We start from the raw sequence: 12,318 nt of genomic DNA, 5'->3' as shown, positions 1-12,318 counted from the left end.
CGCGGCACTCGTGTCAGCTTGCGAGGGGCTAAGCCGCCCCCTCGACCCCGGCTAGTACGTCGTCGCTGCCGCGTCTCCGTAATCGACCTCCGGCGCGTTCGCACCGTCGTCGTCCCGACCAACATCTTCGGCTTCATCGACCGGGTCGATAATTCCGAGATGCGCGGCGAGTTCGGCGACAGTCTTATTCAGAAATCCGCCATAGTTCTTGCCGCCGTTCGCGGCGTCGATGAGCGCTTCACCGCAGAGACGTTGCATCTCAGCTTTTTGTTCGCGCTCTTTCTCCGCTGCGCGGCGCTTCTCTTCCTGAATCTTCCGCATACGAGCGGCAGCTTTTTCAATCTGGTTTGTCTTTGCAGACATGGTTTTAACCTTTCAGTCGTTTTGGATTTCTACGTGATGGGCAAGACGCGCAAGCGCCTTACGCCAGGGGGTCCGCGTGCGCGGCCTAAACGGGTCATGCTGCACCCCCTGCGGTGATTGCAGAGAAGATCTGTTGCAGTTCTTCGTCGGTCACTGCCGCCGTGGCCCAGTTCGCGCGGTTGATAACGGCTACAGCTTCGTCGGCGTTGAATACGGTCTGTTCAAGACTGACGTGCGTGGCGCTGTCCACTAGTACGGCGGCGTGACGCTTTAGGCGCTGCGGCGTACCCATTGGAAAACTGTCGTTGTTTTCGCTGACTACGCGGATAACGTCGCGGGTATTCGCGGAAATCCTTACTTCGAGATTCGTACGTTCCTTGTCGTCCTTACCGGGTTTACACCAGATGTAGGTCTTGCCCTGACTGGTGACGCACAATTTTTCAGAATTGGCCGGTTCTCCAGCGATGAGTACGTCGTTGCCTACCGCCGTATGCACCGAGGCTGGCGACGCGTCTAGAGCGCCTGTAGTGCGCGTAGCGGGGCCGATAATGTCGTACGTCATCGAGGCGACATAGTTCGTGTAACTGCCGTCGAGATTCTGCACCTGCAAAATACGGTGTTGCTGGCCGTTCTCCGTACCGTCGAGCAACCAAGCACCAGGCTGCGCGGCGGGGTTCGCGCGAATCGCGGTGCAAAGGAAATCCGTCGGTGAAAAGTATTCACTCTGCTGCGTGTCCGCGACGGCAAAGTTCATCGGCGGCGGATTAATCCGCGAGGTCTGCGCGGCGACCGGCGTACCTACATGAGCGAAGTCGGCAAGTAGCGTCTCTGCGTTCTCTGCTGGCGCGGCCGGGTCTCCGTCGAGAATCTGTTTAATAATTTCCACAATCGGCGCGACCGTCTGCGCTTCAACTCGCTTAATCGTCGCGGCACGCTCTTCCGGGTCTGCGATGTTGTTCGCTCGGCGAAGAAGCCCCTCCAAGTCCTGCGAGAATGTACCGAGGGTGATGTACTCGAAGTAGTCGCGAGTGCCGTGGAAATAGCCCTTATTCAGGCGTATCGTGTATTGCCCCTTCTCCACTTCGATAATGATGGGAAACCGGCGATAGGCCTGCTCCTTACCTTCTGCTTTGTGTTTCCGGCCCGAGCGGTCTTCGTATTCGCCCGCGAGAGCTGAAAGAAATTCATCTGAAGCAACTTCGGAGGTGACAATGTTCAGCGCCGGGGAGAGCGGCGCGCTGGAATACTTAATGTTGACTTCTGGAAGGTCTTCTTTCTGCGGATAGGGCGAGAAAACGTTATAGACTGCGCCGGGGTGGCCTAAAGCGCGAATCAACGAGGCGGCGCGGCAGTCACCCCAAATAACGCACCGCTGGCCGTCATAGCCTTCGAATACAACGCCGTCCGAGTTTGTCTTAAACGCCGGCATTTCGAGCGTGTGCGAAACCGCAAGTCCAATCGCGTCTTTGCCGGTGCCGGCTTTTCCGGTGATGTGGAGCGTTGCAACGCGCGGCGGTACCGGGCGGTGCCGCAGATAATCGGCGCGCAGCTTTTTCAGGTGCGAAATCATATTCGGCTGCACGTAAAGGTGCCGGTAGTCGCGGCGTACATCGTCAGGGGTCATTTCACCGTTCGAAATTGCTTCAAAGATGTCGGTCAGACTGACCTGGGCCTTCTTCCGGTTCTCCTTGTGCTTATCGAGGCGTTCCCAGAGATCCGCGACGTTTGTAACTACTTCGCTTCGGCTGTAAAGGTGTTTACCTCTTTCCTGCTGGTCAGGGTGCTCATGTGTCAAATATTCGACGAGGTCGTAGAAAGCGCTAGCAGCTTTCTTCTCTACCTGCTGCGGAGGTACACCGAACATGCGAGCAATTGCACCAACGGTGGCCATCGACTTCCGACGTACGACAGCGTGAATGTGGTCAGCCTTCGGGTCATCTACAGCGGCATCTACCGGCGCATTACCGCTGGCAATGTCTTTGGCGCTGTAGGTATCGCGGTCGTGGAGAATGTATGCGTATTCCGTCATACCTTTTCTGTCGCAAGCACTTTGCGCCTGGTCAAGCGAGAATATTTCGACATCGTTGTAATGCGTGTTTTGCGTGATGAAGAAACAGCGGCTACGCATGTTCTCTTTGTCCGCGTATGCCCAAGGACCGCCGTTTTTGTACGGGTCTTCGTTAGTACCGACGAGCGCGAGGAGCCGTAGCGCTTCTGGTAGTTCCGGCGACTTCGGCGACTCTGTCGGCTGCTCTGGCGTACCCGACGGCAGCACTACCGGAGTGTGAGTTTCGTCACTTTCAGAGCGATTTAGCATAGCGGACCCCCTCCGAAGCGAGGAAATCCGCCAAAAACAACAAAAACAACAGTTGCTGTTGCTTTTTGTTGAAAGTCGCTGACCTGCGCTGTTGCGGGAAAAACAACAAAAACAACAGTTGCGAGGGCGCGGGACACAAGCCCAAGGTCCCGCGCGCGCACTTGCTGGTAGACGCATTTTCCGGCCGTGTTTTTATCGAATACCTTTGCGGAAAACAACAAAAACAACAGCAGTTTCGGTAAAGTTTTTTCTCGCGGGGGTGCCTGAAAATTACCCCCTTGCGGCACGGTAGCGATTCGCGTAATCTTGTAAGCGAAGTGTTTTTAGTAGGCTCCGCTGTTACCGCAGCGGAGTTTTTCATTTGCTGCATGGCTACGCACCACCGCCGAAGGTGATGACGGTCTGGCCCTTAAGGAAGGCATCGACGTCTTCTAGCCTGTAGCGCACATCGTTGTGGCCGAACCGGACATAATTCGGGCCTTTACCACTATGCCGCCAACGACGGACGGTAGCGACGGAGATCTTTAGGCGCTCGGCGAGTTCTGCCGTGGTGAGCAACTCGCAGGTTGATACCGATTTTGGCATGACTGAAAACCCCTCCTGGGGTGGCGGTCATCCAACCAAACGCGGGACTTATGCGTAACGCGTGCTGCCCTATAGGTGACCGGTCATGCTTCTGCAGGAAATCACGGCGGTGAGCGATTCTTTCCAGTGCAATACTGAGAATCCTTGACTGTCGGCTTATTAATTCTGCCGCCGGACGCTGCCTCGGTGCGAGTGTGAAATTTTCACCAACAAGAGTACACAGTTACTACTGGGTTACGCAAGAGCGTAGGCAATATTCCGCATCGAACTCCTCTAACATGTACCAACTTTGCTAGGGTTTGTGGCATGGCAAGAGCAAAGTTACAACCAGGCGAAAACACGATTAAGCAGGTCAAGGCGACGAACTTCCGTAAAGGCAAAGCAATCCGCTGGCGGGGCAGGGATTATACGGGTCGAGTGCATGACAAAAGGACTCAGGGAAAGGACGTGGGAGAATGCCGAGCACGAGCGCTTATGCAATGGGAGAAGATTCTCGCGGAATCGGCGGCGGTTACATCATCGAGCAGCTGGACGTTAGATGACTCAGTGACCGAGTTCATTGACGACGTGGTAATTCCCGCCGTTGAGGGTGCGGACACGAAGCCACGCACGCAAGCGCGCTACCTAGAGGTTCTTCACCTGTACCGCCACTACACCGAAGACCGGTCAATGCGGTCGCTAACCACGGCGGCGGGAATTAAGGCAGTGATTAAGACCATCGCCGAGCAGCACGGGGCTGAGAGTGCACGACAGGCGCGCAGTGTGGTCAGCGCATATGTCATCCAACAACAGATCGAGTACGGACTACTGGATAGAAACCCGATTCACGGGGTCTCAATGCCCTTCACGCGGGCGAAAAAGGAGCACACGGCTATTCCCACGGTCGAGGAATGGAAGACCCTTCTGCGCTTCATCTTGCACGAGGAAGACGCTACTGCGCCGATGCCGGGGCAGAATTCGCCGCAAGCGAAGAAGTTAAGTGCGCGAGCACGCCACGCACGAGTGATGGAGCTGACGGTATTGCAAATGGCTACGGGCCTGAGAATCAGCGAGGCGCTTACTTTGACCTGGGAAAATGTCGAAATCGACAACGAAGGCACGGCCTGGGTGACTGTCACCGCCGAGCTGGCGAAGACGGGCAAGGCGCGCAAGGTGCCGGTCCTGGTACCGGAGGTATCGGCGGCGCTAACGAAGGCGCACAAGAGGACAGGGCTAGTGATACCCGCCCCTACCGACGCAAACAAGGCCTGGGAGCGAGGCGGCGCGACGAAGGCGGTAAGACACTATTACACGGGGCTGGCGGATACACAGGGGTTCGAGTTCTTGCGCGAGAACAGATCTCATGTGTGGCGCAAGGTACTCACTACGGCAATGGCCGGGATTCTCCCGCCGCACCTGATTTCCGCCTACTTCGGGCACACGCCGGAGGTGAGCGGGGCGTCATACACGGACGCGGTGAGCGTGAAACCCGTCATCGAGACGAGCAAGTTAGTACTTTTAGAGAATAACGATATGTACTAACTTATGTACTAACTTTAGGTGCATAACCGAGTAGTAACCGCGTACTAACCTAGTACCTACCTAGACGGCAAAAAGGCTAGTTAAGCTGGTTACTTCAGTACGTTTATCCTGGCGATATTGCTTCGAGTGCCCCTAAAGCCGGTGTCGGAAGTTCGAATCTTCTCTGGGGCACGCTGTGAAGTCTCGAGACATCGTTCCGGTCGGTGTCTCGAGATTTTTTAGTTGCCCCGACTGGGGTTGAGTTCGTTGTCTTTCTAGTTGTAGTAGATCTTTTCTTCGGTGAGTGTGTAGGCGGCGATTTGTGCCCCAGTGATGGCTATTTTGACGTCGACGTGGTTGTCGATGCAGACCATGGTGATTGGTTCCCCGCCCCATCTGCGTCCGATGTAGAGGCGGCGTAGTTTGCCTCCCCATCGCAGGGTTGTCTTGCCGTTGGTGCCGATTTTGTCGGTACTTAGTCGGTAGTCGTGGTCTGGTTTGATGTCTACTTATCTGCATTCACCCCCATTAAGGGTGAATCTTCAGATCAAAACTTGAAATGTTTTATAAACAGTATTACCTAACTTAGGTAAGCCTTACCTTTCCTGCTGTTCATAAATCGAGGTTTACTATGACCCAACAGTCCTCTACGCCCGCACGGAGTGCAAGCTCATCCAGTGGGTCGACGGCACGTTTAAACACCAGAGATCTCATCAACGCTGGCATCTTTGCTGCACTTTACTTTGTAATCACCTTTGTAAGCGGAATGATTGGATTCGCAGGACCACAATTCATGTTTATTGGATGGTTCATCGCGGCAATCGCAAACGGAATCGTGCTAGCGCTTTATGCCGCCCGCACGCCCAAAATGGGTGCTTTCACCCTCGTCGGTGGTATTAACGGACTAGCATTCATGCTCACCGGACACTACTTCTGGACCCTGCTGGGAAGCATAATTCTAGGGTTTATCGCGGATTTGATTATTACAAAAAGCCACCTCAGTATTGCCAAATCCTTCCCTATTGCCTACAGCGTCTTCTGTGTCTGGATTTCTATGCCTTTTATCCCGCTAATTCTGGATACGGACTCCTACTACGTCGATATCGCAGACCAAATGGGTCAAGAGTATGCCGATGCCATGTCGGATATCTTCCAGCCATGGACCATTGGAGTACTGGCCATTTGTGCGCTCATCGTCGGCTTTATCGGAGGAAAGGTCGGAGTTCGCGTCAGCCGCAAACACTTTGAAAGCGCTGGTCTCCTGTGAGCCTGCCAAAACAGGGCGTGCTTCATCGATCTTCGATCGATCCACGGACCGTGCTGCTTTCTGTTCTAGTAATCAATGCGGTAGCTCTCAGCCACGGCCACCTACCGACACTGCTGATTTCTATCGCTTTCAGCTCCATCGCACTAGCTACAGTAAAGCCACACTATGGTCTTATTTGCCTGTTCGCTTTTGCATTATCCTATCTAGGGTACTGGGGCCTATTACAGCTTCCTGGCTCCACATTTTTCGCTTTTTCAGCGGCAATTTTTTCGTGGCTAAGCCGTTTTGTCATCAGCATGTCCATCGGCACATTCGGCTTGCTCACTCTCACACCATCCACGTTGACCTCAGCACTGCGGGACCTGCGTTTACCAGGCTGGGCCACCATTCCACCGGCGGTATTCCTGCGCGTTTTGCCGATCATCGTGGCAGAAGCCAAAGCCATCCGCGATGCCATGGTCCTTCGGGGTCTCCAGCCTGGAGTAAAAAGCTGGATCACACAGCCCACACAATCGTCCGCGATGTTGATCATCCCCTTATTAGGTGCCGTCGTCCGCGCTGGTGATGAGCTCGCTGCCTCTGCTCTTGTCCGGGGATTGGGAGGACCCGCACGCCCAACCACCACCGCCGATCTTTCCTTCAAGCTTGTCGATGCAACTGCACTAGCTGGGTTGGGCCTCGTTGTTGCCTCTGTCTGGCTTCCCACGGAGGTCCACTTATGAACGAACGCAGTATCGCAACCAGTGTAGACGCCCACAACGTTTCTTTTACATATCCATTGGGAGCTCGGCCAGGTATTCAAGGTGTATCTGATGTGTCTTTTTCTGTCTCTCCAGGACAGTGTCTACTGATTACCGGTGATTCCGGATCGGGAAAGTCCACGGTACTCAAGTTGATCAACGGACTCATCCCCCATTTCAATCCAGGAGAGCTACTAGGCACCATCACTATTATAAAGGATGACCAGGCTTTTACCCCTGCGGAAGAACCGCTGTCCCGAGCCATCGAGTTCAGCGCCTCAGTATTCCAGAATCCAAGGACACAATTTTTCACTGAAAGCGTCAATGCAGAATTGGCCTTCGGGCTAGAAAACCTTGGTGTAGATCCCAAAGAAATTGAGTCGAGGATTCAATCAGCGGTCGAGCTACTAGGCATTAACGATCTTCGGGGCCGGCGATTCAAAGAATTATCCGGTGGGCAGTTACAAACCGTGGCATGCGCATGCGCGCTTGTGTCCCCGGGCAGTCTCGTGCTTCTCGATGAACCCACGTCCAATCTCTCTATGGAAAGCATCGATATTCTTGCACGCGTGCTACACCGCTTGAAGGAATTAGGCACAACGATCATTATCGCTGATCACCGTCTCTTTTTCTTAAAAGATATCGCTGACCAAGTTATTTACTTGACTCAGGGAAAAATAACGCGGAGTTTCCGCGCTCAGGAGTTTTATGCCTTAGACGAACCCGAACGCAAACAATTGGGGCTACGCAGCTTACACCATGTTCCCCTGCCCGCGAGCGTGCCGGTACCACCCACGCTCGAAAACGCCGATCCCCAGCGGAGCGGACTCGAGCTAAGCAACATCTGTTTTTCTTATGGCGCACATGAGGTATTAAACATTGACCACGCATTTTTCCCCAGCGGCGAAGTCACCGCCTTAATCGGGCCCAACGGCGCTGGAAAAACCACCCTCGCCAGGATCATTTGTGGTCTTGCTTCTCCCAAACGCGGCGGTAGTCTCCGTTTGAACAGCAAACGAGTAGGAGCGGCTGCCCGCAGACGTGCCGCGTACATGGTGATGCAAGATGTTGGCCGCCAATTATTCGCAGCCACCACCGAAGAAGAAGTCACGCTCGGACTGGCAAAGAAGAAGCGGGACCACATCGATGTCAATGAGATTCTCCATCGCCTCGATCTGGCAGGAATGGCCCAACGGCATCCGCAGTCTCTGTCCGGTGGGCAACGGCAACGCTTAGCCATAGCTTCAGCCCAAGCCGAGCAAGCAGCGATCTACATCTTCGATGAACCTACCTCTGGCGTGGGCTGGCGCCAACTGCAATCCATCTCTGCGCTACTTCGATCTCTTGCAGCAAGCGGAGCAGTGGTCATCGTCATCACCCATGACCACGAATTCATCCAAGAATCAGTCACCAGAATCATCGATATGACTGACATCAACAAGAATTGAGAAAGAAATGTCTGAACTAAAACAAAGTTCCACAGAATCAAGCAGAACCCACGCACCAGAATCACACGGTGCGTCACCGGAAGAAGAGGCTCGCGCAAAACTAAAAGCCGGCCAGGTCGCTCTAAAAAAACTACTGGCCCCAGTGCAAACAACCATCTACTTCGCACAGTTTCTCGCGCTTATATCCTCGGTACTCGCCGTAGCACCCTACGTCGCGTTGGTGGCACTGGGAAATGCTCTAATCGACGGCAATACTGATGACGTCGCGTCCATTGTGAAATGGCTACTTGCTGCATTTTTGGGCCAGCTATTCTTCTATTTCCTTGCCCTTGCAATCACCCACTTCGCTGATGCAAAGTTGGTGGGGATTAACCGGCGCCGAATTATTACCGCTATTGCGAAAGCACCACTCTCGTGGTTTAGCCAGACTAATTCCGGCAAAGTCCGCAAAGCCGTCGAGGACGATACGTTAACTCTGCACACCCTGACAGCCCATGCTCCTGTAGAGAAGGTCGCCGCGATCTTTACGCCCCTCGCGCTTCTGGTTTATGCCTTTATCTTGGATTGGCGCCTTGGTCTACTTTCTATTGCCACTGTGCCCATTTTCCTAGCAATCCAAGCATATTCAATGAAAGATATGGGCACAAAAACTGCGGAAATGGATAATTATCTGGGTGAGGTCTCTGCGACTGCGGTGGAGTTCTCCGAAGGTATTTCCGTCGTCAAGGCTTTCGGCACCGTTGGCAAAGCCCACGCTCGATATCGCGAAGCTGCCCAAAAATTCGCGGAATTCTATTACGAGTGGGTACGTCCGCTTCTGCGTGTTTCCGCAATCTCAGAGTCTGTGGTGGCGGTTCCTGTCCTCATCCTTATCAATCTAGGAGTCGGTTCCCTGCTGATAGCTGGTGGCTATGTCACGGTCGCTGAAGTCATCGCAACAACGTTAATTGCGCTGGTGCTCCCGGGCACGATTCAAACCGTCGGCCAAATGATGTGGTCTTACCAGCTCGCTGGCAATGCGGCGTTGCGCCTTGATGAAGTCATGACAATTTCCCATGTGAAAGAAGGCCAAAAGAGCCTCGACGCCAATAGTCAAGACATGGAGGTGGAGTTCCATAAGGTCAGCTTTAGCTACGCCCCAGACACACCAGTCCTCCAAGACTTTTCTGCGCAACTAAATGCAGGCACTGTCACGGCATTGATTGGCCCCTCCGGGTCTGGCAAATCCACAGCAGCAACGATGTTGGCGCGTTTCCAGGATCCAGATTCGGGCACAATCACTATCAACAACGTGGATATCCGTGATCTCACTTTCGACAGTTTGTACCGCACTGTGGCTTTCGTCTTACAAGATCCTCACTTACTGCGTATGAGTATTCGGGAAAACATTCGCCTTGCACGCCCAGAAGCCCGCGATGAAGAGATCTGGCAAGCCGCAGAGGCTGCGCACATAGCTGCTGATATTCGCGCTTTACCGGCTGGGCTCGACACCGTTGTTGGTGAGGACACCTCTTTATCCGGTGGACAACAGCAACGCATTTCTATTGCCCGGGCAATCATTACCAATGCCCCAATCTTGATCCTGGATGAAGCTACTGCGGCAACTGATCCTGACTGCGAAGCAGAAATTCAAGCAGCTCTAGCCACACTCGTCAGAGGCAAGACCGTCTTAGTCATCGCCCACAAGCCGGAGTCCATCCAAGGAGCAGACCAAATAATCTGCCTCAAGCCTATGAAGGATAATTCTCATGTCTAATGCCACTACGCCTGTTAGTTCGCGTCTTCGTGATCCGCTACTCACTCGCAGTGTCAAAAAGCTGCAAAGTCCTGTAGGCCATAAGCTCAATAAAAGGTATGCTTGTCTATCGCTTATCGTTGGCGTGCTTGATGGCCTCGCCGTTCTCACGCTCGTGCCACTTACAAAGGCACTCGATGGGGATACGACGATCGCACCATGGATGTGGACGCTTTTGGCAATTGCGCTCGTAGCTTTTGCGCTACGATTTTTCGCAACCATGGCCTCTTACCACACGGCCTTGGATTTCATCCGAGCCGCGCACACGACTGTGGGCGATAAATTAGCAACGCTACCGCTCGGCTGGTTCGTACCGGCTAATACCGGCGGCCTATCTCGCCTCGTTTCAGATCGCTTTATGGTGGCGGCCGAGACCATTGCGCATATTCAAGGAACGATATACCGCGATAGCGCGGCACTTGTCACCTTGTTAGTAGGAGCGTGTTTCTGGAACCCGAAGCTGGGCTTGGTCCTTCTTATCATCGCACCATTGGCGCTCGTGGTGATGCAGTTGGCTGCATGGATTCGTGAGAAAGCATCGAACCGCGCACTGGGGCCGAGTAAAGAGCTCTCCCAGCGCATCGTAGAATTTGCTAACCGTCAACCAGCCCTGCGCGCGGCAGGACAATCACAAGTTTTTGCGCCACTAGAGCAAGCGCTAGAAATCGACCATAAAGCACGAATACGCGAGCTATGGGTATCCACATTAGCTTTGCTACTCAACGGCATAGTAGTGCAGATCTTCATTGTGGCTCTCATTATGGTCTCCGCGGATCTTGCCGTTGAAGGCGCCCTATCGCCACTAGAAACAATTGCGATCATCGGAATCAGCTTGAGGTTTACCCGCACGCTTGAGCAGCTGGGTTCTTCTTTCGTCGGTTTAGATGCCGGCCGTATCGCGCTCACAGAAACTGAGCTCATCACCGATGCCCCTTCCCTACCGGAACCCACTACTCCGCGCCCAGGCGATGGTTCGGGAAGTGTAGAGCTGCGTAATGTCACGTTTGGATACGGCGATAAACCAGTATTGGTAGATATCGCTTTCCATGCTCGACCAGGCACCGTTACCGCCATTGTCGGTCCTTCTGGCTCCGGAAAGACCACAATTGCGCGCCTTATTTCGCGATTCTGGGATGTAGATTCCGGGGCGGTGATGGTTGACGGCGTAGATATCCGCGAGCTTGGAACCGAACAGTTAATGTCCAGACTGTCCATGGTTTTTCAGGATGTCTACCTCTTCGACGACTCGTTAATCGCTAATATCCGCGTTGGTCGTCCCGACGCCTCCGATGAGGAAGTCTTCCGCGCAGCTGATCTTTCAGGCGTGACTTCTATTGCCAACCGCCTAGGGTGGCATACTCCTGTTGGTGAAGGCGGTCGGCTTCTATCCGGTGGTGAACGCCAGCGCGTATCTGTAGCTCGCGCGCTTCTCAAGCAAGCGCCGATTGTACTCTTTGATGAGGCTACCTCCGCGCTCGATGCAGAAAATGAGGCAAACATTCTTGCTGCGATGGACGAGCTACGGGAGCAATCTACTTTTATTGTCATCGCCCATAAGCTGGATACAATCAAATCTGCTGATCAAATCGTAGTCTTGGATGAACACGGGCAAGTCAGCCAGCTGGGCACGCATTCTGAGCTTTCCGATGTCCCCGGTATCTACCGTCACTTCTGGCAGCAACGCAAAGCAGCACGCGGGTGGAAAATCAGTTCGGGACGCGATTAACGCGGGCACCGAGATCGGCGTTGTTTGCGGGGGCACCCTTCTCCCCCATTACGTTGTTGGCAGTTCCGCTTGAAGGAACTCAGGATTCGTACTCCTAGCCCCATGCTGGGGCAGGTTATGTTTGTCTGCGTTCCTTCTGCCTTGGGGCAGTGGAACTAGTCGCTGGCTTCGGTATGGCTTGTTTTCGTCCCTGTCTGAAAATGATCCGGGGGGTGATGCCGCCGAAGGCAGTGGCATACTCCAGACTGCTAATAGGAACCTGACCCGCACAGAATGTGCGAGGTCTCAAAGTAATGTGGATGCCAGCGTGAAGTATGTCCGACCACCAGTGAAGCGTCCTGGGTTTAGTTCCGCTTCTTTTACGGCCCTGTGTTGATGGGCTGGGTGAGATAGTACTCGGTTTCTACTTCTTGTGGGGTGGCGTAGTCCAATGCTTCGTGAAGCCGCTTAGTGTTCCACCAATGCACCCACCGCAAGGTGGCCAGTTCGACTTCTCCGACCGATGTCCACGGGCCTTGGGCATGAATCAGTTCCGCCTTGTAGAGACCATTGACTGTTTCGGCTAGTGCATTGTCAT

General features: G+C 53.9%; 10 protein-coding genes and 1 pseudogene. 6 read left to right on the top strand and 5 right to left on the bottom strand.

What is annotated here, in order from left to right:
* Positions 1–51: 51 nt before the first annotated feature.
* From ACUY3D_RS00055 to ACUY3D_RS00045, 3 genes are all read right to left on the bottom strand, one after another.
* Entirely contained in the window at positions 52–363 is a 312-nt protein-coding gene (locus tag ACUY3D_RS00055; protein WP_448240095.1) for a hypothetical protein, read from the bottom strand.
* Positions 364–457: 94 nt separating this feature from the next.
* Positions 458–2,680, bottom strand: coding sequence for a hypothetical protein (locus ACUY3D_RS00050; RefSeq protein WP_448240094.1), 2,223 nt, complete (start codon positions 2,678–2,680; stop codon positions 458–460).
* A gap of 372 nt (positions 2,681–3,052) precedes the next feature.
* Positions 3,053–3,265 carry a helix-turn-helix transcriptional regulator gene (locus ACUY3D_RS00045; RefSeq protein WP_448240092.1) on the bottom strand — a complete coding sequence of 71 codons (213 nt, stop codon included), beginning with the start codon at positions 3,263–3,265 and terminating at the stop codon, positions 3,053–3,055.
* A 306-nt stretch (positions 3,266–3,571) separates the two neighbouring features.
* Between ACUY3D_RS00045 and ACUY3D_RS00040 the strand changes: the two genes are divergently transcribed.
* Complete coding sequence (locus ACUY3D_RS00040; protein WP_448240091.1) at positions 3,572–4,786, top strand: tyrosine-type recombinase/integrase; 1,215 nt, start codon at positions 3,572–3,574, stop codon at positions 4,784–4,786.
* 192 nt (positions 4,787–4,978) lie between these two features.
* On the opposite strand, the pseudogene ACUY3D_RS00035 reads toward ACUY3D_RS00040, so the two are convergent.
* Positions 4,979–5,256 (bottom strand): annotated as a pseudogene (locus ACUY3D_RS00035) (IS481 family transposase); the annotation flags it as partial.
* Positions 5,257–5,396: 140 nt separating this feature from the next.
* On the opposite strand from ACUY3D_RS00035, the gene ACUY3D_RS00030 reads away from it, so the two are divergent.
* The 5 genes from ACUY3D_RS00030 to ACUY3D_RS00010 are packed head-to-tail and all read left to right on the top strand — an operon-like array spanning position 5,397 to position 11,741.
* The gene (locus tag ACUY3D_RS00030; protein WP_012714931.1) at positions 5,397–6,032 is read left to right on the top strand and encodes an MptD family putative ECF transporter S component; all 636 of its coding nucleotides are present in this window, start codon (positions 5,397–5,399) and stop codon (positions 6,030–6,032) included.
* Positions 6,029–6,754 carry an energy-coupling factor transporter transmembrane component T family protein gene (locus tag ACUY3D_RS00025; RefSeq protein WP_070529419.1) on the top strand — a complete coding sequence of 242 codons (726 nt, stop codon included), beginning with the start codon at positions 6,029–6,031 and terminating at the stop codon, positions 6,752–6,754. Before ACUY3D_RS00030 ends, ACUY3D_RS00025 begins: the two co-directional genes overlap by 4 nt.
* On the top strand, positions 6,751–8,220 hold the full coding sequence (locus ACUY3D_RS00020) for an ABC transporter ATP-binding protein (protein WP_012714930.1): 1,470 nt from the start codon (positions 6,751–6,753) through the stop codon (positions 8,218–8,220). The genes ACUY3D_RS00025 and ACUY3D_RS00020 overlap by 4 nt, the downstream gene beginning before the upstream one ends.
* Before the next feature lie 7 nt (positions 8,221–8,227).
* Complete coding sequence (locus ACUY3D_RS00015; RefSeq protein WP_070529421.1) at positions 8,228–9,976, top strand: ABC transporter ATP-binding protein; 1,749 nt, start codon at positions 8,228–8,230, stop codon at positions 9,974–9,976.
* A complete protein-coding gene (locus ACUY3D_RS00010; RefSeq protein ID WP_029158873.1) occupies positions 9,969–11,741 on the top strand; it encodes an ABC transporter ATP-binding protein in 1,773 nt (590 codons plus the stop codon). Before ACUY3D_RS00015 ends, ACUY3D_RS00010 begins: the two co-directional genes overlap by 8 nt.
* A gap of 359 nt (positions 11,742–12,100) precedes the next feature.
* On the opposite strand, the gene ACUY3D_RS00005 is transcribed toward ACUY3D_RS00010, so the two are convergent.
* Positions 12,101–12,318, bottom strand: a 218-nt coding sequence (locus tag ACUY3D_RS00005; RefSeq protein ID WP_306495769.1) for an integrase core domain-containing protein, incomplete at its 5' end; no start/stop codon positions are given.

Source organism: Corynebacterium guaraldiae (assembly GCF_053480195.1).
The sequence above is the reverse complement of the archived record's forward strand: the minus strand, read 5'-3'. Positions and strand labels throughout refer to the sequence as shown.

Coding starts and splice junctions, on each gene's coding strand:
- ACUY3D_RS00010 (WP_029158873.1), top strand. CDS start 9,969: ATGTCTAATGCCACTACGCCTGTTAGTTCGCGTCTTCGTGATCCGCTA.
- ACUY3D_RS00050 (WP_448240094.1), bottom strand. CDS start 2,680: ATGCTAAATCGCTCTGAAAGTGACGAAACTCACACTCCGGTAGTGCTG.
- ACUY3D_RS00040 (WP_448240091.1), top strand. CDS start 3,572: ATGGCAAGAGCAAAGTTACAACCAGGCGAAAACACGATTAAGCAGGTC.
- ACUY3D_RS00020 (WP_012714930.1), top strand. CDS start 6,751: ATGAACGAACGCAGTATCGCAACCAGTGTAGACGCCCACAACGTTTCT.
- ACUY3D_RS00045 (WP_448240092.1), bottom strand. CDS start 3,265: ATGCCAAAATCGGTATCAACCTGCGAGTTGCTCACCACGGCAGAACTC.
- ACUY3D_RS00055 (WP_448240095.1), bottom strand. CDS start 363: ATGTCTGCAAAGACAAACCAGATTGAAAAAGCTGCCGCTCGTATGCGG.
- ACUY3D_RS00030 (WP_012714931.1), top strand. CDS start 5,397: ATGACCCAACAGTCCTCTACGCCCGCACGGAGTGCAAGCTCATCCAGT.
- ACUY3D_RS00015 (WP_070529421.1), top strand. CDS start 8,228: ATGTCTGAACTAAAACAAAGTTCCACAGAATCAAGCAGAACCCACGCA.